The organism is Pseudomonas sp. ADAK7 (genome assembly GCF_012935675.1).
Taxonomy (GTDB): Bacteria; Pseudomonadota; Gammaproteobacteria; order Pseudomonadales; family Pseudomonadaceae; genus Aquipseudomonas.
In genome coordinates, this window is sequence record NZ_CP052861.1 from 2,616,091 (window position 1) to 2,636,243 (window position 20,153).

Consider the following 20,153-nt stretch of genomic DNA (forward strand, 5'->3'; position numbering starts at 1 on the left):
AACAAGGGTGCCAGCTCGGTGGCCTGGCTTCACAAAAGCCTTCCCGGTGAATCAGGTGGCGAACAGATAAGCTTCCACATCCATTCCGGCGTCACGCATTTGCGCCAGTTTGTAGCGCAAGGTGCGCGGGCTGATGCCCAGGCGTTCGGCGGCCTCTTTGCGACGGCCACGCTCGGCGCGCAGGGTGTCGATGATCATCTGGAACTCATGTCGACGCAGGTCGTCGCCCAGGGCACTGGCCGAATCGGCCTCGACTTCCACGGCCCGCACCGGCGTCAATGCGGGTAATGGCGCACAGGCGACCGGCCCCGACAGGCAGAAATCCTGCGGCTGAATCAAACCGCCCTGCTGCAGAATCAGCGCGCGCTGGATGGCGTTATCCAGCTCACGCACATTACCCGGCCACGGATAACCGATCAGGCACGCTTGCGCCTCGGGCGAGAGTCTGGCCGCGGCATGCTTCATTTTATTGACGTGTTTGGCCAGAAGACGCTCGGCCAGCGGCAGGATGTCGGCGGTGCGCTCGCGCAACGGACGCCAGGCCAGCGGAAAAACCGACAGCCGATAGTAAAGGTCTTCACGGAAACGCCCCGCTGCCACTTCACCGGCCAGGTCACGGTTGGTGGTGGCGACGACGCGGATGTCCAGGCTGATCGGCTTGCGCGCCCCCACCCGTTCGACTTCCCGCTCTTGCAACACCCGCAGCAATTTGGCCTGCAAGCCCATGGGCATTTCCGAAATTTCGTCGAGCAGGATAGTCCCGCCGTCGGCCTGTTCGAACTTGCCGGCCTGAGCCGCGATGGCGCCGGTGAACGAGCCTTTCTCGTGACCGAACAACGTGGCCTCGAGCATGTTGTCGGGGATTGCCGCGCAGTTGATGGCAATGAATGGCTGACTGGCGCGATGGGAATGCTGGTGGATATAGCGCGCCAGCACTTCCTTGCCGGTGCCGGACTCACCGGAGATCAACACCGTGGAATCGCTGCGCGCCACTCGCGCGGCCAGTTCGAGCAATTGCGCACTGGCCGGTTCGAAGGCGATCGGCCCCTCACCGTCGGTGGCGCCGAGACTGCCCAACGCATGGCGCGCCACCAGATCGAGCAAGGCCTTGGGTTCGAACGGCTTGACCAGGTAATCCGCCGCCCCCTGACGCATAGCGTCGACTGCCCGCTCCACGGCGCCATGCGCGGTCATCAGCAGCACCGGCAATTGCGGCTGCCGCGCCCGCAACAATCCGAGCAATTGATGGCCATCCATGCCTGGCATGTTGACGTCACTGACCACCAGATTGAACGCCTCGACGCCGACCGCCGTCAGCGCCTCTTCCGCCGAACCGACGGCCTTGTAATCATGCCCCGCGAGCAGCAGCGTATCCGCCAGTGCCTCGCGCAGCGCGCGGTCATCCTCGACCAGTAGAACCTTGATTGCCATGCCCTTCACTCCGCGTCCGATGCGCTGATAAACAACGGCAGGGACACCAGCGCACAGGTACCGCGACCGAGCCGCGAGCGCAACTGCAATTCTCCCTGATGAGCACGGGCCACTGCCTTGACCACGGTCAGGCCCAGGCCGGTTCCGGTGGTCTTGGTGGTGAAAAATGGCTCGCCCAGGCGCGCCAGTACCGTGTCATCGATGCCGCTGCCGCTGTCACTGACGCACAGGCGCAGATTGCTGCCACGGGTATAGAGGTGAACCTTCAGGCGCACGGCACCGTTGCTGGCCTGGATCGCATTTTCGATCAGATTCAGAATCGCCCCGACCAGGGTGTCGCGATTGCACAGCAACTCCCCCGCGTGACTGTCGCACTGCCAACGGATCGGCAGGTCTTGAACGTGGGTCAGCGCCGCGGCTTGCAGCGATTGCAGCAGCTCCTTGGGCGTGACGCGGTTGGTCAGCGGCAATTCGCCGCGAGCGAACACGAGCATGTCGCGCACCTGATGCTCCAGTTCGTGCAGGCGTTCTTTCAAACGGCCGGCGAAGCGTTGCTGAGTGGCGACCGGCAATTCCTGCTCAGTCAAATGACTGGCGTACAGCAGGGCTGCGGACAGCGGCGTGCGAATCTGATGAGCCAGCGAGGCAACCATTCGACCCAGGGACGACAGGCGCTCATGGCGGGCCAGTTGATCTTGCAGGTGACGGGTTTCGGTCAGGTCGTTGAGCAGCACCAACTGACCAGGCTCGGCATCCAGCGAGCGGGTGGCGATCGACAGACGCCGACCGTCCTTGAGGGAGATTTCATGACCGTCGTCTTCACGGGGCGCAAAGCAGCGCGCAATCACCTGGCGCCACAGCTCGCCTTCGAGGGGCAGGCCGAGCAACTCGCAGGCCGCCGGGTTAGCTTCGCGCACCATGCCCTGGGCGTCGATCACGATGACGCCACCGGGTAACAGATCAAGGAGGTTTTGCAGGCGGTTGGCCAGGCGTTCTTTTTCCGCCAGTTCCTGCATGCGTTGGGCACTGACCACCGCCAGCTCACCCTTGAGCTCGGTGACCCGGGCTTCGAGCATGCTGTAGGAGTCAGTCAATTGGCTCGACATCTGGTTGAACAGCACGAACGCCTGCTCAAGACCCAGCCGGCTTGTCTGCTCTACGGACGACGGTTGCCCCGAAGCGTCAGGGACAGGAGACATCTGGGCGGCTTGGGGCATCGTGCTCTCTCGCTTGGCTGACCGTCAGTGAAACGGAACGTTGCGAGAGATGTAGCAATACCCGTGCCTAAAAAAAAACGCTTATAAATGAAGGAGTTGAAAAACAGGCGTCAATCATCTGCCTGTTCATCTCCGTCACGACGACTCATGCCGTACTTGCGCATCTTCTCCACCAGGGTGGTGCGACGAATACGCAGGCGCTCGGCAGCGCGCGCCACAATGCCATTGGCATCATCCAGCGCTTGCTGAATCAGCCCTTGCTCCAGACCACCGAGGTAGTCCTTCAGGTCCAGGCCTTCCGGCGGCAGCAGTGCATTGGCGCTGAAGTCCGGGGTATGCCCGTTGATGGCCACCCGCTCTTCCAGATCGCTGCGCAGGCTGTCGACCAGTTGCTCGTCTTCGTCGTCGACGTAGCGGAATTTCTTCGGCAACTCGACCACGCCGATCACCCCGTATGGATGCATGATCGCCATGCGTTCCACCAGGTTGGCCAACTCACGGACGTTGCCCGGCCAGCCGTGACGGCACAGAGACATGATCGCTGCGGAGTTGAAACGGATCGAGCCGCGCTTCTCGTGCTCCATGCGCGAGATCAACTCGTTCATCAGCAACGGGATGTCTTCGACACGTTCGCGCAGTGGCGCCATCTCGATCGGGAATACGTTCAAGCGGTAGTACAAGTCTTCGCGGAAGGCGCCGATCTCGATCATGCTTTCGAGATTCTTGTGAGTCGCCGCGATGATGCGCACATCGGCGCTCTGGGTCTTGTTGCTGCCCACGCGCTCGAAGGTGCGCTCCTGCAGGACCCGCAACAGCTTGACCTGCATCGGCAATGGCATGTCGCCGATTTCGTCGAGGAACAGGGTGCCACCGTTGGCCAGCTCGAAACGCCCGGCACGACTGGTGATCGCGCCAGTGAAGGCGCCCTTCTCGTGGCCGAACAGTTCGCTTTCCAGCAACTCGGCCGGGATCGCCCCGCAGTTGACCGGCACGAACGGCGCGTCACGACGCTTGGAATGGTAATGCAGGTTGCGCGCGACCACTTCCTTGCCGGTACCGGACTCACCGAGGATCAGCACGCTGGCATCGGTGTCGGCTACCTGCTGCATCATCTGGCGCACGTGCTGAATCGCACGGCTGGTGCCGACGAGGCTGCGGAATAGATTGGGTTCACGGTGACGACCGCGCTCGCGGGCCTGGTCGTACATCTCGCGATAGACCTGGGCACGGTGCAGGGAGTCGAGCAACTTGCTGTAGCTGGGCGGCATCTCGAGGGTCGAAAGCACTCGGCGACGCTGGTCTTCGGGCAAGTCAACGGAAGAATTATCGCCCATTAACAAAACCGGAAGGAACTCATCCCAGGTTGAGAGTGTCTTTAGCAAGCCCAAAAGCGCGCCAGGAGCATTAACCGTCCCGATCAGCACACAAATGACTTCACGACTTGAAGACAACGAGCCGACCGCCTGCTGCCAGTCATGGCTGCCGCAGGGTAAATTTTCTTCGCCGAGAAAATTTAAAATCACCGCCAAATCGCGGCGACGGACGCTATCGTCATCAATCAGCAGAATTTTGGTTTCACGCCACATGCAATAGCAACTTCCCTAGTCAACTCAATGCCCGAAATGAGGGGGCAAGCTAGACGCTTGCAGACACGTTATGCCTGTAGACGCCTGAAATCTGGATACAGCCACTAGTTAAGTCAAAAAACCGTGCACAGTCAAATTTATGGCGCACTATGTTTGGATTAACCGCGGATTAACCAAACAGATGGTAAACCTTTGCGGCATTCTGTGCTTGGTGGATCTGAGACATCTCGTCGACTATCGCCTGCCTCTCCCCCATCGCCACCTCGAGCAGTTGCTTGTAGACCCCCAGCAACTCCTCGAGATTGTCGCGCAACGCCACCTCGTCCAGCGAAGCTTCACTCAAGACATCTTCCATGCAGGAACGGCAATCCAGGTCCAATTGACCGATCGCCTCCCAGTTGCGCTCGGCCAGTGCACCGACCAGCGCTTCGCGGGTTTGTTCGATTCGCTGCAATACAAGACTCATGGTGATCTCCTTAAAACTGCGGACCAGGCGCGGCGATGGCATCCCAGCCTTCTTTAACCGTGCGCAGCAGACCGTCGACCTCATCGAGAATCCGCGGGTCGCTCTTGATGTTCGCCTCGGCGAGGCGCTTCATCATGTAAGCGTAGAGACGATCGAGCTCACCGACGGTGTCGGCGGCTTTTTCCAGATCCAGGCCTTCACGCAAGCCACCGATGATGCCGATGGCCTTGCTGATTGACGTTCCCTTGCCAGGAATGTCCTTGCGCGCCATCGCGCCTTTGGCCTGGGCAATGCGATCCAGGCCGCCTTCCATCAACATTTGCACCAGGCGGTGCGGGCTGGCTTCGGACGTCTGGGCCTGCGCCCCGATCTTCTGATATTGCCGAAGGGCTAACATCGGATTCATTTTCTACCTCATTGCCACTCAATGACTCGTATGACCAGTGTATCGCCTGCGAACCTGGAAACTTTAGATCAGAAGACAAAAACCCGGCGTACGCCGAAAAGCGTAGCCGGGTTTTTGTCGTCAGCTCATAGCTACTTGGCGGACTGCTGAGCGTTCAGCGACGCGAAGAAGCCGGTGATGTTGCTGGCGGTGGCCTTCATCTGGCCGACCAACAGGTCCATCGCGTTGTACTTGGCGGTCAGCGAGGCCGTCAGGTTGGTCACCCGCAGGTCCAGCGCCGTCTGCTGATTGCCCAGGTCCTTCTGAACCTTGCTCAGATTGCTGTTGCGCTGGTCAAGGATACCGCCGGTCTGGGAGTAAGGCGTGATCGCCGCCGACATGCGCGCCAACAGGCCGTTTTTAGTATCAGTGCCGGTGAACAGGTTCTGTACCGAACTGCTCATCCCCGGGGTTGCCATCGCCTTGGCGTACTTGGTCGCATCGATGGTCAGCGTGCCGGTCTTCTGATCGGTCTGAATACCCAACTGCGACAGAACAGACAACTGTCCGCCCGCCCCCGGAGCCACCAGCACATCACGCACGGCAGTGATCAGGTTACGTGGCAGGGAGTCACCGGTCATCGCCGCGCCGATAGTCGGGTTGTTCTGATCATCCAGGCTTGGCTTGGTCAGAGTGGTCAGGGTGTTGATCACCGTGTTGTAAGCATCAACGAACGTCTGCAGCGAGGTTTTCAGGCCGTCTGTGTTGGTGCCAACGGTGACCTTGACCGGTGTCGAGCTTTCCGCCACCAGGGTCAGGTTAATGCCGCCGACCGCCCCGCTGATCGTGTTGCTTTTGCTGGTAACGGTCAGGCCATCGATCGTGACCTTTGCATCCAAGGCCAAACCACCGATGTTGCCGGAGGCGCCGGCAGCTGGAGTATTGCCCAGGCTGTTGGTGCCATCGATTTCCAGGCCGGCAATACCGCTGACCTTAAGGTCCGAGCCCGCGCCTGTCACCGTCGAACCAATGACCAATCGCGAACCATTGGCATCGGTGACGATGTTGGCGCTGATGCCCTTGCCTTGCAGCGTGGTGTTGATCGCGTCACGGGTCGACTGCAGAGTCGCGCCGCTGGCAATGGTCACCGGGTAATCAATACCATTTTGACTGATATTCAACGTACCAGTCGGAATGGCACTGGTGGCACCGCCGGCAAACGCCGCGCTGGCCACTTTCGAACCGGTCGCCAGTTTATCCACGACAACACTGTAGCTACCGTTCACCGCGGTGTTATCCGAAGTAGCAGTCAATGTCGTGGGCGTGCTCGATGTTGCGGTAAAACCGGAAAACGACGGCGCATCACGTTTGCCGAGGTTAGTCATTGCAGTCTGGAACGCCGCCAGGGCGGACTTCAACGAACCGGTAGCAGAAATCTTGGCCGTATTGATGGACGTCTGATTAGTGATCAGCGTCTGTTTGGCCGATTTGTCGGAGTTGACCAGCGCGGTCACGATCGCACCGATGTCGAGACCGGACCCTAGACCCGAACCCGGTAGAATTGGACTTGCCATGTGCATCTCCCTATCTGTGTGTCGCCGGTCTTTTGACCACTAAACGCGGACAATGATCGTACAAACACGTTTCATGCCAGTATCAGGCTTTGGCATCGAACAAAACATTACTGGCGTTGTGCAGACTTTCAGCCAGTTTCATGGCTTCAGCCGACGGAATCTGTCGAATCACTTCACCGGATTCGCTGGCGATCACCTTGACGATGACTTTGCCGGAGGTTTCGTCGATGGAAAACTCCAGGTTACGCTTGACCGACTGAACGAACTTTTCGATCTCCTGAACGGCCATTTTCAACTTATCCGAGTTGTCCGAGTTATCCGATTCCGAGCTTTTACCCGTTGCAGCGACAGCCTGGATGCTTTCGACGCGAGGCTTTTCGGCCGGCTTCTCGGTAGTACTGACCGCCGGTTTTGCGGCCGGGTAAGACAAGTTCAGCTTCACGCTCATGTCCATGACCATCACCTCACCTCTTAAACGGAAAAAGCGAGAGAGCACGCAAGCGCACTCCCCCGCCAAAACTCAATCCGATATTACTGAAGCAGTTTCAGTACAGCGGATGGCAGCTGGTTAGCCTGGGCCAGAACAGCGGTGGAAGCTTGTTGCAGAGTTTGCTGTTTGGTCAGGTTAGCGGTTTCTGCGGCGAAGTCGGTATCTTGTACGCGACCTTGAGCAGCAGTAACGTTTTCAGTGATGTTTTGCAGGTTGGAGATGGTGCTGGTCAGACGGTTCTGCGAAGCACCCAGGTTTGCACGGGTTGCACCGATGGAAGCGATTGCAGCGTCGATTGCGGTGATCGCGTTGTCGATGTTGGCAGCAGCGGAGCTTACGCCAGTACCGGTAGTACCGGTCAGAACAACAGTACCGCTACCTACGGACAGGCTGACGGCGTCGAACTTGGAGCTCAGAACCAGGTCGATGTGGTTAGCCGTACCAGTGTTGGAACCAACCTGCAGGGTCATGGTGCCAGCCGAACCGTCCAGCAGTTGCTTGCCGTTCAGGTTGGTCGAAGCCGCGATACGAGTCAGTTCGTCAGACATCTGAGCGAATTCAGCGTTGGTTGCGGTCTGGTCAGCAGTGCCGTTAGTGCCGTTACGTGCTTGTGTAGCCAGTTCACGCATACGTTGCAGAATGTTAGTGGATTCTTGCAGAGCGCCTTCAGCGGTCTGAGCCATCGAGATACCGTCGTTGGCGTTTTTAACCGCAACGATCTGGCCACGGATCTGGGAGGACATACGGTTGGAGATCTGCAGGCCGGCAGCGTCGTCTTTAGCGCTGTTGATTTTCAGGCCGGAGGACAGACGGGACATCGAAGTCGACAGAGCGTCGGAAGCGCGGTTCAGGTTTTTCTGAACGTTCAACGACGTGGTGTTGGTGTTTACTGTTAAAGCCATGACGAAATCCTCGTTGGTTGGGTACTGCGGCTTCCGGCCCTGGCAACCGCCGGGTATGGCCTAGAGAACCTTCGTAATAGTTATCGTCGGGAATGCAGGTTGCTTGAGGGCTTTTTGAAAAAATATTGCCATCACACTGCCACCCCCTAGAAAACAAAGGCTTAGCGGCCCCTGACCACCCGAAAAATGACGTCATAAAACCGTCCGATCCTCAAACATCCCAACCAGAGCCGTCCGTCGGCTTTCAAACCTCCACGCTTTCCAGCAAATCGACCAGTTCGTACTCCATGAAGTCAGCCAATCCCAGCCAATCCTGACGCTCCTGACAGGCCAGCATCTGGGTGAGCACCTGCGCCCATTGCAGCTGGACCTCCCGGGGCGCCGCCGACAACAGGCGCTGTGCCTCATCGAACACATCCACCATGGCCAACGCGGCCTCGACATCGCGGCCCAGCCGAAACAACCCGGCACACTGCCGGCTTTCGTTGATGCATTGCGAAAGCACACTCATTGCACGAACTCCCGGTTGAACTGCGTGCCGGCAATCATTGCGCCCGCGCGACTGCTGTTAAAGAAGCGCACCTCGGGGTGGCCGGCGATGTAGCGCTCCAGTTCACACAGGTAGCTGCGAAAATTCAGCTGCGTCCTGACCCGCTCGCCATGCCCGTCGCGCACCCAGTGCCGTGCCAGATTGACCCCGGGGCCCAAGTCGCCATCACTCCAACCGGCATGGGTCTTGTTCATCGGGAAGGCAAAGTCGGCGCCAAACAGGGTAATGCGCCCGGCGCCCATCTTCACGGCGAGGTCCACGGCCGGGTGAATCACGCTGCCGCCCACATACAATTGCGCACGGGTGTGTTGTTGCCGCAGGGTGGCGTAGATCGGGCTGGCCGAGTAACCGCCGTAACGCTTGCCCTTCCAGGCCTTCAGCACCTGCGGATCACTCATGGGCAGGTACACCAGCGGAATGCCGTCGGAGTCCTCCCAGGGCAGGTGCCGAAAGCTGATGCGCTGATCGATGCTCACCACCAGGTCTGGCTTGATCCCGTGCTCGCGCAACGGTCGATAGGCGGTGTCGACACAGATGAACAGCGGTCGCTGCGCTTGCTCGCGGATCGCCGCCAATTGCTGGAAGTGGCTTTCAAGGCTGGGCCCGGTGCCGATCACGTAGATCTCCCGGCCGGGGCACGTGCCGAACAGCTGCGCGACATCATCGTCGGCCAGCAGCACTTCCAGGCTGTCCTGCAAACGCTGGAGAATGAACGGCGACTGCGGATCGAACTCGCGGTTGTTGAAACTCAGGTGCACTTCGCTGACCAGGCGATCGCGAATCTTCGCGTTGAAATCGTCCGCCAGTAGCATTTCGGCAGGCAAGGCGAAAAACGGCGTGTAGATATCCGCCTGATCACCGGCGTACAGCAGCTCCACCCGTGGATCATCGAGCCATTGGCGCTGGTCGAGCAATTGCAGCACCAGCGCAAACAGGGCGCCGTTGAGGATATGCACGTACAACCGTTCAAGTCCGGCACGCTCCAGCAGGACCGTCGGCAAGTCGCCCAGGCCGGTGCCATAGACGTGCAATTGCGCCTTGTCCGCCGGCAGACTGGCGGCCTGCATCCGGGCTTCGCGAACGCGATCATGGCGACTGGTGAGTTGAATCCCGCCAATGCTCAGCGTCGAACCCAGCCCTTCGGACAACTCGGCCTGGATCGCCGCGCTGTCTTCCAGCATCAAACGCGCCGACAGCGTCGGCCAGCGTCGCTCTATCACCCGGGCATTGTCGTCAAAGCTTTCGCTCATGTCGCCTCGCTGTTCTTACAGGCAAAAAAATAGCGTTCAAGGTTAACCCTTGAACGCTATTTTTGTATCGGGGTTGGCTCAAGGACGATAGATGATCGCCGAACCCCACGACAGCCCTACCCCAAAACCGCTCAGCGCAACGCGCTTCCAGTCGGAGTCCAGGACGTGTTTTTCCAGCAGCAATGGAATGCTCGACGACACGGTGTTGCCGGTCTCGACCATGTCCTTGATGAACTTCTCCGGCTCGCCTTCGAAGCGTCGGGCGACCGCATCGACAATCGCCGCACTGCCCTGGTGAATGCAGAACGCGTCGATGTCGTCAGCCTTGAGGCCTGACTCATCCAGCAGCTCATGCAAATGCGCCGGGACTTTGAGCAGCGCAAAGTTGAAGACCTGGCGACCGTTCATGTAGAACACGCCATCGGTGACCTTCAAGTGCGGCGCGCCGGAACCGTCGGTGCCGAACTTGGCCTTGCCCAACTGCCACGGTGCGTCTTCGCCCATCCAGGTGGCGGTGGCGGCATCGCCAAACAACATGGTGGTGTTGCGGTCTTCCGGGTCGACGATCTTGGAGTACGGGTCGGCCGTTACCAGCAAGCCGTTCTTCAGGCCCGTGGCTTCCATGAAGCCCTTGATCGCGTAGATGCCGTAGACGTAGCCCGAGCAGCCCAGGGAAATATCGAACGCGGCCACGTTGGTCGACAGGCCCAGCTTGTCCTGGACGATGGCGGCGGTGTGCGGCAGGCCTTCTTCGTCACCGTTCTGGGTAACGACGATCAGCACGTCGATGGCTTCACGCTTCAAATCGGGGTTGTTGGCGAACAGCGCGTTGGCTGCTTCGACACACAGGTCCGAGGTTTCTTGCTCAGCGTCTTTGCGCGGCAGGAAGGCCGAACCGATCTTGCCCAGGATGAACTCTTCATCCTTCTCGAATTTTGCACCTTGTGCGTAATTGTCCACGCCGGCTACAGGAACGTAGCTCGCAATGCTTTTTATGCCAATCATTACGGCTTCCCAATAATAAACAGCCCAATACCACCGCTCGCAAGGATTCGAGGGGCGCCGACATACAAAGATTTTCAGCCGCCCGAAACGGGCGACAGCGGGAAGCGTCAAGGGCTATCACTGGACCCGATAAAGGGCCAGGCGCCATCTCCCCGGTCAATACAATACAGTGAAGATGCGCGTTATGACTCACAGGTCACGCTATTTTGCCGAATCAGCCCGACAAGGGTTATTCGACCAAGGACCAGTCCAGCGCCGTTCCGCGCTTGATCGCCTGGCGAGCGCGGCGACCGAGCAGGGTTTCAGCGTGTTTGGGCGCCAGCCCCAGCCCCGGGCGAATGGCCCGCAGATTGGCGGCGGTGAAGGGTTCACCGGCGGCCATGTCCTGGGTGACGTACAGCGAGCGCCGGTACACCAGCGACTTGCGCTCGGCCTCGGTCACGCCGTAATGCACGTGCCCCATGGCCTGCCAGGCGCGCTCGGTTTCGATCACCAGGCTGGCCAGCTCTGCCGGTTCCAGGGAGAAACTGGCGTCCACCCCACCGGCGGCGCGGTCGAGGGTGAAGTGTTTTTCCACCACCGTCGCCCCGAGTGCCACTGCCGCGACGGACGCACCGACGCCCATGGAGTGATCGGACAACCCGACCTCACAACCAAACAATTCCCGCAGATGGGGAATGGTTCGCACATTGCTGTTGGCCGGGGTCGCCGGGTAGGTGCTGGTGCACTTGAGCAGCACCAGATCCGTGCAACCGGCCTCCCGCGCGGCGCGCACGGTTTCGTCGAGTTCGGCGATGCTGGCCATGCCGGTGGAGATGATCAACGGCTTGCCGGTGGCGGCGACCCGCCGGATCAGCGGCAGGTCGGTGTTTTCGAAACTGGCGATCTTGTAGGCCGGCACGTCGAGGCTTTCGAGGAAGTCCACCGCCGTGTCGTCGAACGGCGTCGAGAACGCGAGCATGCCCAACTCCTTGGCGCGGGCGAAAATCGGCGCGTGCCATTCCCACGGCGTATGGGCCTTTTCGTACAACGCGTACAACGACGTGCCAGTCCACAGGCTGTTGGGGTCCTTGATGAAGAACTCGCCTTCATCGAGGTCCAGGGTCATGGTCTCGGCGGTGTAGGTTTGCAGCTTCAAGGCGTGGGCGCCGGCCTTGGCGGCGGCCTCGACGATTTGCAGCGCCACGTCCAGCGACTGGTTATGGTTGCCGCTCATCTCGGCAATGATGAACGGCGGTGCGTCGGCACCGATCCAACGGTCGCCCATCTTGAAACTAGTCATTTACGTGATCCTTCAATACGCGGGTGAACGCGCAAGTACTCTGGGTGAAACCGGCTTCGCGAAACAGGCTCAGCGACGGCTGGTTGGCAGGCAAGACTTGCGCGGTGATGCTTTGCAGTTGCGGCCAGCAGGCCTTCACGAAGGCTTCGCCCCGCGCCAGTAGCGCCCTGCCCCAGCCGAGGCCGAAACGGCCATCGAACAGATAAATCGAGACTTCGGCGCTTAACCCGTGAAGGTCGTAACGCAACGCCCCGACCGGACCATCGCCGGCCTCGGCGATCAGCAGCAAGCGCTGTTCGTTGTTCAGACTCGCCGCCAGCCAGGCCTGGTGTGACGGCCAATCGATAATGCGGCTGTCCAGCGACCAGCGCCGAACCGCTTCGGCATTGCGCCCTTCGAACAACAACCGCGCATCGTCCACGGTCGCCGCGCGCACCGGCAACACCGCACCGACCAGCGCTGCCGCCACTCGCTGCGCACCACGGCCATCGACCAGCTGCCGGGAACGCTCGGCCAGGCTCTGGCGCAACCCCTGATTGCCCGCGACAAATCCGATGGCCTGGCGCAGTTGCTCGACGCTGACCTGCTCCCGCGCGCCAAGGAACACATGGGCGCCCGCAGTGGCCATGACCTCGCCGTTGGCCTGCTGGTTATTCGATACGGCAATGCAAATCGTCGGCAGCCCCATGGCGGCGCGCTCCCAACTGGTGCCGCCACCGGCACCGACAAACAGATCGGCCTCGGTCATCAACCGGTAAAAGTCGCTGACAAAACGGTGCAGACGCCAGTGCGGACGATCAGCCGCCAATGCGTGCATCGCCTCCCAGGCCGGGTTGTCGGCACCGGCGACAAAGTCGACTTCCAGCGCAGTGAATTCCAGCAGCGCCAACATGGCGTGATGGGTCTGCATCGCCGCGTCGAAGCCGCCGAAGTTCACCAGTACGCGTTTGGCCTGGGGCCTGATTTCAATCGGCGGGCAGCAGAACTCATCGCGCAGCATGGCAAAGCGTGGACCGAGCAGGGTCCGGCAATCGGCGCTGACCAGCCCGGCATAGGCCTCGGCGGTACCGGACAGATTCTGGTTGAGCAGCAAATCAATGTCGTAGGTCCGGGTCGCCAGATCATCCACCGCCGCGATCCGTGGCGCCCAGCGACGGGCCGCGGTCTGCCAGTGATGATCGAGGCCGTAGTGGTCGACGATGATCCAGTCGAAGGCCGGTTGCTGTTCCAGTGCCTGGTCTAAAGCGGCAATGTCCGCCTGCCATGGCAACAGGGATTCGATGGCCTGCTGCGGGTCCTCATCGGGATAGCGATCCGGCAGGCCGAAGGTTTCAAAACCCTCGGCGGCGAGACTGTCGAGCCGATGGCCCGGCAATTGGCGACAGGCAAACGCGACGTGCACGCCCTGGCGGCGCAACACCCTGGCCAGGGTCAGGCAGCGAGCGATATGGCCGCTGCCGATGGTCGGCGAAGCGTCGGCGCGGATCAGCACTCTCATTGCAACTCACCACCGGCCTTCAATGCGGCATATAGATACTCGGCACGCGTCCAGTCTTCAGGCGTATCGATGTCCTGCACCAGATAACGCGGCAGGATCACCGGCAGGCTTTGGGTTGAATACAACACCTCGCCACGCAACCAGGCGTCACTGCGGCCCCAATAGAATTGCCCGGCATCCTGATAGGCCGGTGGCAGGTCTTGCGAACGCGTCTGGCTGAACTGCGGGTACAACGCGGTCAATGCGCCGTGATCGTCAAGGGTCAAGGCACGCTGCACCGGGAAGCCGAAATCACAGACCGAGAACGCGAAGGACTTGTCGGGATGCTGTTCCAGCAGATTCAAGCCCTGTTGCAGAAACCGGGTTTGCAGCAGCGGTGCCGTGGCGTAGAGACAACAGGCGAACGCAAAATCCTGCTCCAGCGCTTGCAGCGCATGGGCAATCACCGCCGCCGTGCCGGTGAAATCATCCGCCAATGCCGCCGGCCGCATAAACGGCACCTGGGCACCACAGGCTCGGGCCAGTCCGGCGATTTCTTCATCATCAGTGCTGACCACCACTTGGGCGAACAGCCCCGAATCGAGGGCGGTTTTAATCGAACGGGCAATCATCGGCACGCCGTCGAACGGCTTGAGGTTCTTGCGCGGTATGCGTTTGCTGCCACCACGGGCCGGGATGATTGCGACGTTGCTCAAGGGCGTTTTTCCAGAAGGAACCAGGTGATGTCGTCCACCGGGAATTGCGGGTCGCGGTGGTAACCGAAACCGTAATCCAGCAGTTGCAGGTCAGCATAACGATCGAGCATTTCACCGGCAAAATCACGTTTGAACAACTTGCCGCTGTTGCCGCGATAGGACACCTCTACCGGTGCCGGGTTGTAGTACTCGGCGATCAGGATGTAACGCTGGCTCAGTTCATAAAGCTGCGTGTACGCCGCGGGCAACAGCTCCGGTGCCAGATGAATCAGCACGCCTTTGCTCAAGGTCAGGTCGAAGCGGCGCTCGCAAGGATAATCGAACAGCGAGCCGTGCCAGATCTGCGCAATGTCCAGCGCCCGGGCCTGGGCGCAGGCGCTGGCATTGATCTCCACGCCGAACAATTCGCACCGGGGCAACAGCTGCCGCAGCGCCTGCAAATTGTTGCCGGCATTGGTGCCCAGCTCCATCAGGCTTTCGATGCGCGCGGCCCGGGTCAGCGCCTTGGCAAACAACGCCAGGTTGGCAGCGACCAGGGGTTGCCCGATGTTGCGATCGACGTACCGATTACCGAAATCGCCCTGCCAGAATTGTTCCTGCTCAGTCAGTTCACGCATTGCACATTCCCATTCGCTCAACACTCAGGCCTGGTGCAGCTCCAACCAGGCCAAGGTATTTATTCGGTCAGCCGTCGCAGTTGCTCGACCACGTAGTCCTGCTGTTCATCGCTGAGCAACGGAAACAGCGGCAGGCTGATGGCTTCGGCGTAGTAACGCTCGGCCTGCGGGTAGTCGCCTTCGGCAAACCCCAGATCGCGGTAGTACGGCTGTAAATGCACCGGGATGTAATGCAGGTTCACACCGACCCCGGCCACGCGCAACCCTTCAAATACTTGTCGATGACTGAGGGTGATGCGATCCAGCTGCAAGCGCACCACATACAGATGCCACGCCGATTCAGCTTCAGGCTGAGGGCTGGGCAAGGTCAGCGGCAGGTACGCCAGCAAGCGGTCGTAGCGCGCCGCCAGTTCACGCCGACGCTCGATGAAGTCGTCCAGTTTGTTCAACTGTGACAGGCCGAGGGCCGCTTGCAGATCGGTGATGCGGTAGTTGAAACCCAGTTCAATCTGCTGGTAGTACCAGGGACCGTGGCTGGGTTCGGTCATCTGCGCCGGATCACGGGTCATGCCGTGGCTGCGCAAGCGTTGCAGGCGCTCGGCGAGGTCCTGGCGATTGGTCAGCACCATGCCACCTTCGGCGCTGGTGATGATTTTCACCGGATGGAAGCTGAACACGGTCATCGCCGCGAAATCACCGCAGCCCACCGGTCGCCCGGCATAGGACGCGCCAACCGCGTGGGAGGCGTCTTCAATGACCGTAAAGCCGTAACGCTCGGCCAGTTCGGCGATCATGCGCATGTCGCAGCTCTGCCCCGAGAACGCCACCGCCACCAGCACTTTGGGCAGTGTGCCGTTATCCTCCGCAGCTTCCAGCTTGGCTTTCAGGGCATAGGCATCGAGGTTCCAGGTCAACGGGTCGATGTCGACGAAGTCCACCTCGGCACCACAATAACGACCGCAATTGGCCGAGGCCAAAAAGGTATTGGGCGTGGTCCACAACCGCTCGCCCGGCCCAAGCCCTGCCGCCAGGCAAGCGATGTGCAACGCCGCCGTGGCGTTACACACCGCCACCGCGAAATCGGCTTGGCAACGTTGCGCCATGGCCTGCTCGAAACGCTCGATGGTCGGCCCCTGGGTCAGCCAGTCGGACTGCAACACGGCGACCACCGCGTCGATGTCGCTCTGATCCAGGCTCTGCCGACCATAGGGAATCATGCCGGCAGCTCCGCGTGCAGCTCGGCGATCTGGCCAACCGAGAGGTAGTGCGGATTGGTGTCGGAGCGGTACTCGAAATCTTCACTCACCGGTTTGCCCCGCTCGCCGAGTTTGTCCACGGCAAAATCCACGTCGACGCTGGTGAAGCGGATCGACGGCTGGATGGTGTAGTGATCGGCGAATTCCAGGGTCATGCGCGCATCGTCCAGCGGCACCATCAGCTCATGGAGTTTTTCACCCGGACGAATGCCGACGTGTTTGTGCGGTAAGTGTTCGGCCATGCCCAGCGCCAGATCGACGATGCGAATCGACGGGATCTTCGGCACGAACACTTCACCGCCGTGCATCCGGGCAAAGCTGTCGAGCACGAACTGCACGCCGTGATCGAGGGTGATCCAGAAGCGTGTCATGCGCTCGTCGGTGATCGGCAGTTCGGTGGCGCCTTCGTTGATCAGCTTGCTGAAGAACGGCACCACCGAGCCGCGCGAACCGGCGACGTTGCCGTAGCGCACCACGGCAAAGCGGGTCTGCTGTTCGCCGGCAATGTTGTTGGCGGCGACGAACAGTTTGTCCGACAGCAGCTTGGTCGCCCCGTACAGGTTGATCGGGCTGGCCGCCTTGTCGGTGGACAGCGCGACCACTTGCTTGACGCCGTTATCGATGGCCGCGGCAATGATGTTTTCCGCGCCGTTGACGTTGGTGCGGATGCATTCGGTCGGGTTGTACTCGGCGGCCGGCACTTGCTTGAGGGCCGCGGCATGCACCACGTAATCGATGCCGCGCATGGCCTGGCGCAACCGCTCGGCATCGCGCACATCACCGAGGAAGTAACGCATGCAAGGGGCGTTGAACGTCTGCTGCATCTCGTATTGCTTGAGCTCGTCGCGGGAGAACACCACCACGCGCTTGGGCTGGTATTGCTCCAGCAAGCGGCGGATGAAATTGCGCCCGAACGAACCGGTGCCGCCCGAGATGAAAATCGATTTACCGTTGAACATGCCTTGAGTCCTTGTACCTGTGAGCCAGGTTTATGCGAGCAACTGCGCCCAGTCCACCGGGGTGCTTTCAGCCAGTACAAAGCCCTTGCCGGTCAGCGCCAGGTTGGCGTTGTAGGCCGGGTCCTGAGCGAAGACGGCGGACCACTTTTCACGCAAGGCGTCGAGCACCTGCGCGCCCTGTGGCACTGCACCGGGATGAACGACCTGGACCAGCGGCGTCCACACGGTGAGGTAACCGGCCTGGCCGGCCTTGAGGCACAGGTCGACGTCGCTCAAGCCTTCGGCAAACGTGGTTTCATCCAGGCCGCCCAGGGCGTCGAACAGTTCTTTGCGCACCATCAGGCACGCCTTCGACACCGCCGAGTAGTTCTGCTCCACCGCCAACCGATGCAGGTAGCCGGCAGCGTCTTGTTTTTCACCGACAAAAGCCGAACCGACACCGCCGTTCATACCCAGAATCAGGCCGGCTTGCGTGACCTTGCCAGCGCGATCTACCAGTTTGGCACCGACGATGCCCACTTCCGGACGCTGGGCATGGTTGAGCAGCGATTCGATCCAGTTCGGATTGACCACTTCACTGTCGACCCCCAGCAGTACCAGGTATTCGCCCTTCGCCTGCTGGCTGGTCGCGTTGTACAAGGCGATCTCGCTCAGCGACTGATCGGCGAACAGTGCGCGGATCTTCGAGTTGTTCAACGAACCCAGCAAATCGTTGACGACTGACGATTGACCCGGGTTTACCGCGACCAACAGTTCGTAGCGGGTGTAGCGCGTCTTGAGCACCACGCTTTCCAGGCAGCGCAGCAGCGCGGGCACATCGTCGCCGGCCGGTACGATGATCGAGACCAGCGGACGCTCGGTGTGACGGTAATCGATCTGGTAGGTGCCAGGCACCGGCGAAACGATCTTGGCCTTGTAGCCGCGGTTGCCCAGGTGGCGCGACAACGCCAGGCGCTCATCGGGGTTTTCTTCCGGCACCGGCGCCTGGGCGATCAGCAACGGTTCATCCAGGTGGGCCAAGCCGCTCAGGCCGCCCTGCTCGATGATGCGCAGCAACAGGTCGAACTCCAGGGCCTTGCTGAAATCGGGCTGATAACCGCCCACCTCGAGCAGTACTTCCCGGCGGATCAGCCAGTGCCGCGCCATCAAGGCTGGCACGCTTTGCAGCAGGTCAAGGTTGAAGCCCGGGCGGAACACATCCACCAGAGCACCTTCGGCGGTACGCTGGATTTCATCGGTGGCGACGGCGCGAATGTCGGTGGCCGACATCAATTCCAGGCTGGCGCGCAACAGACCACCGGCGGTGAACTCATCACCGGCCTCGGCCAGCAACAGCCAGTCACCGGTCGATTGACGGACGCTCAGGTTGAGTTTGTCGACAAAGTTGCTTTGTGTGACCCGGACGAAGTGCAGCGTGTTTTGCGCCGTGGTTGCCGCCGGTGGTTCACCGGTGGTGAGCACGACGATTTTGAACGCCTTGCCGTGACCTTCGACCAGACTGTCGAGCGTGACCTGCACCTTGTCGATGTCGTTGTCCAGGTCGAGCAAAAAGATCCCGAACTGCGGACCGCCATCATGGGCCGCCAGATGCTGGGCAATCGCCTGGGCCTGTTGTGCCTCAGGCTGGCGAGGCGCCAACCAGTTGAGCAGACGGCCCGACGTCATCTTGTCGAACGTCGGGTGATGGTCGTCGACCGATACCGCCTCAAGGCGCGCAATCCAGTCACGCATCGCCAGTGCCTCTTCGTCCTCGCCCAGCAGTTCCAGTTGCGCCGCCAGGCGCTTGACCACGGTACGGTTGAAGGCATTGGCGTCGTGGGCCTGCCACAGGCGATCGACCACACTTTCCGCGGTGTCGTTGTTGCGAGCCCGCAGCAGATGTTCCTGACGCGCCCAGACACCTTCCAGGCCTTGGAGCTGAACGCGCCCGGCCGGCATGGCGTGCAGCATGAATTCAAACTGGGTCAGGCGGTCGAAAAACGCCTGGTTGTAGAACGGCATTTCCACGTACTGCAACGGGCCGAAACGACGGACCGGCGCCTTTGCGGCCTGGCTCCAGGTGGACTGGATAATCAGCTCCGCCGTCAGCGCCCGGCCGGTTTGCAGGCTGTCGACCATGGCCTCGAAGCTTTCCAGGGCGAACGCTTTGCCCTGCTGCGGATCAAGGTCCTTGATGCCGGTGGGCAAGGCAGCGAGGAATTCGGCAAATGCTTCACGCTCGGCCACCGATTTGGCATCGGTGTAGGTCAGCGAGTGGTACACCTCGGTGTTGTGGTCGGAGACGCCATAGTTGATCTCGCGCACCACGTAGGCTATCGGCAGAATCCGCGCCTTGGCGCTCGCCAACAGGAAGTACACGTGGCCGATTTCCTGCCATTCGAAACTGGTGCCCGGCGGCAATGCCGAATGCCAGGCTTTCATAATGTCGGTGCGGGTCACGGCGTAGAACGGTGGCAGGTACTGCTTCATGTAATCCAGCACCCGGTCCTGGGCGCGCTCGGACGAATAGTCCTCGCAGACCTTTTTGTCACGACGGTAGTAACTCACGCCACCGGCAAGGGTCAGGTACATCAGGCAATAGCCGTGGCACATGCCGTAGTCGGGGTTCGCTTCGAGGAAACCGACCGAGTCGAACAGCGCATCGTGCAGGATGAAGTCATCGTCCGCCGCCAGCACCATGTACGGCGTGGTCAACCGTTCGACACCATAGGCCAGCTTGGCCTGCATTCCCCAATAGGCGAATTGCGGCACGTGATGATAATCGACCGCGGAAAAATCGCCGTCGGGCCGCTCCGGAGTGGAGTCCAGCACCAGGACTTTGCAAGGCAAGGTGCTGTAATACTTCAACGCACGGCGCAAAAACGCCGGCCGGTTGTGGGTAATCAGCACCACCGTCAACAGCTCATTGAGTGGCAACGTGTGTTCAGAACTGTACTCGCCTTGCATAACCTCTCCCCACAACCGGCATATCGCCCAAATAACGCTTTGTT

The 20,153-nt window shown here is 60.6% G+C and carries 18 protein-coding genes; all 18 read right to left on the reverse strand.

The features are described 5' to 3' along the window. Positions 1–51: 51 nt before the first annotated feature. The 18 genes from HKK53_RS12260 to HKK53_RS12345 all read right to left on the reverse strand — a co-directional run bounded on the left by HKK53_RS12260 (position 52) and on the right by HKK53_RS12345 (position 20,109). Positions 52–1,431 carry a sigma-54-dependent transcriptional regulator gene (locus HKK53_RS12260; RefSeq protein ID WP_169371028.1) on the reverse strand — a complete coding sequence of 460 codons (1,380 nt, stop codon included), beginning with the start codon at positions 1,429–1,431 and terminating at the stop codon, positions 52–54. 5 nt (positions 1,432–1,436) lie between these two features. Then, positions 1,437–2,630: a sensor histidine kinase gene (locus tag HKK53_RS12265; protein ID WP_169374233.1), complete on the reverse strand. Its 1,194-nt coding sequence runs from the start codon at positions 2,628–2,630 to the stop codon at positions 1,437–1,439. 128 nt (positions 2,631–2,758) lie between these two features. Then, on the reverse strand, positions 2,759–4,234 hold the full coding sequence (locus HKK53_RS12270; RefSeq protein ID WP_133839143.1) for a sigma-54 dependent transcriptional regulator: 1,476 nt from the start codon (positions 4,232–4,234) through the stop codon (positions 2,759–2,761). A gap of 169 nt (positions 4,235–4,403) precedes the next feature. Continuing rightward, positions 4,404–4,700: a flagellar protein FliT gene (locus HKK53_RS12275; RefSeq protein WP_169371029.1), complete on the reverse strand. Its 297-nt coding sequence runs from the start codon at positions 4,698–4,700 to the stop codon at positions 4,404–4,406. Positions 4,701–4,710: 10 nt separating this feature from the next. Then, positions 4,711–5,106, reverse strand: coding sequence for a flagellar export chaperone FliS (gene fliS / locus HKK53_RS12280; RefSeq protein ID WP_169371030.1), 396 nt, complete (start codon positions 5,104–5,106; stop codon positions 4,711–4,713). 131 nt (positions 5,107–5,237) lie between these two features. Further along, complete coding sequence (gene fliD / locus HKK53_RS12285; RefSeq protein WP_169371031.1) at positions 5,238–6,659, reverse strand: flagellar filament capping protein FliD; 1,422 nt, start codon at positions 6,657–6,659, stop codon at positions 5,238–5,240. Between the two features lie 82 nt (positions 6,660–6,741). Continuing rightward, on the reverse strand, positions 6,742–7,113 hold the full coding sequence (locus HKK53_RS12290) for a flagellar protein FlaG (RefSeq protein WP_169371032.1): 372 nt from the start codon (positions 7,111–7,113) through the stop codon (positions 6,742–6,744). Positions 7,114–7,190: 77 nt separating this feature from the next. Further along, positions 7,191–8,051 carry a flagellin domain-containing protein gene (locus tag HKK53_RS12295; protein WP_169371033.1) on the reverse strand — a complete coding sequence of 287 codons (861 nt, stop codon included), beginning with the start codon at positions 8,049–8,051 and terminating at the stop codon, positions 7,191–7,193. Positions 8,052–8,295: 244 nt separating this feature from the next. After that, complete coding sequence (locus HKK53_RS12300; RefSeq protein ID WP_169371034.1) at positions 8,296–8,562, reverse strand: hypothetical protein; 267 nt, start codon at positions 8,560–8,562, stop codon at positions 8,296–8,298. After that, positions 8,559–9,851 (reverse strand): motility associated factor glycosyltransferase family protein, encoded by a 1,293-nt coding sequence (locus tag HKK53_RS12305; RefSeq protein ID WP_169371035.1) that lies wholly within the window; start codon positions 9,849–9,851, stop codon positions 8,559–8,561. Before HKK53_RS12305 ends, HKK53_RS12300 begins: the two co-directional genes overlap by 4 nt. A gap of 78 nt (positions 9,852–9,929) precedes the next feature. Beyond that, complete coding sequence (locus tag HKK53_RS12310) at positions 9,930–10,856, reverse strand: ketoacyl-ACP synthase III (RefSeq protein WP_169371036.1); 927 nt, start codon at positions 10,854–10,856, stop codon at positions 9,930–9,932. 229 nt (positions 10,857–11,085) lie between these two features. Then, positions 11,086–12,138, reverse strand: coding sequence for a pseudaminic acid synthase (gene pseI / locus HKK53_RS12315; RefSeq protein ID WP_169371037.1), 1,053 nt, complete (start codon positions 12,136–12,138; stop codon positions 11,086–11,088). Further along, positions 12,131–13,636 carry a UDP-2,4-diacetamido-2,4,6-trideoxy-beta-L-altropyranose hydrolase gene (pseG, locus tag HKK53_RS12320; RefSeq protein ID WP_169371038.1) on the reverse strand — a complete coding sequence of 502 codons (1,506 nt, stop codon included), beginning with the start codon at positions 13,634–13,636 and terminating at the stop codon, positions 12,131–12,133. Before pseG ends, pseI begins: the two co-directional genes overlap by 8 nt. Beyond that, positions 13,633–14,331 (reverse strand): pseudaminic acid cytidylyltransferase, encoded by a 699-nt coding sequence (gene pseF, locus HKK53_RS12325; protein WP_169371039.1) that lies wholly within the window; start codon positions 14,329–14,331, stop codon positions 13,633–13,635. Before pseF ends, pseG begins: the two co-directional genes overlap by 4 nt. Then, entirely contained in the window at positions 14,328–14,948 is a 621-nt protein-coding gene (locus HKK53_RS12330; RefSeq protein ID WP_169371040.1) for a pseudaminic acid biosynthesis-associated methylase, read from the reverse strand. The genes pseF and HKK53_RS12330 overlap by 4 nt, the downstream gene beginning before the upstream one ends. Before the next feature lie 59 nt (positions 14,949–15,007). After that, a complete protein-coding gene (pseC, locus tag HKK53_RS12335) occupies positions 15,008–16,165 on the reverse strand; it encodes a UDP-4-amino-4,6-dideoxy-N-acetyl-beta-L-altrosamine transaminase (protein WP_169371041.1) in 1,158 nt (385 codons plus the stop codon). Next, complete coding sequence (pseB, locus tag HKK53_RS12340) at positions 16,162–17,163, reverse strand: UDP-N-acetylglucosamine 4,6-dehydratase (inverting) (RefSeq protein WP_169371042.1); 1,002 nt, start codon at positions 17,161–17,163, stop codon at positions 16,162–16,164. Before pseB ends, pseC begins: the two co-directional genes overlap by 4 nt. Positions 17,164–17,193: 30 nt before the next feature. Further along, positions 17,194–20,109 carry a glycosyltransferase family 2 protein gene (locus HKK53_RS12345; protein ID WP_169371043.1) on the reverse strand — a complete coding sequence of 972 codons (2,916 nt, stop codon included), beginning with the start codon at positions 20,107–20,109 and terminating at the stop codon, positions 17,194–17,196. Positions 20,110–20,153: the final 44 nt, after the last annotated feature.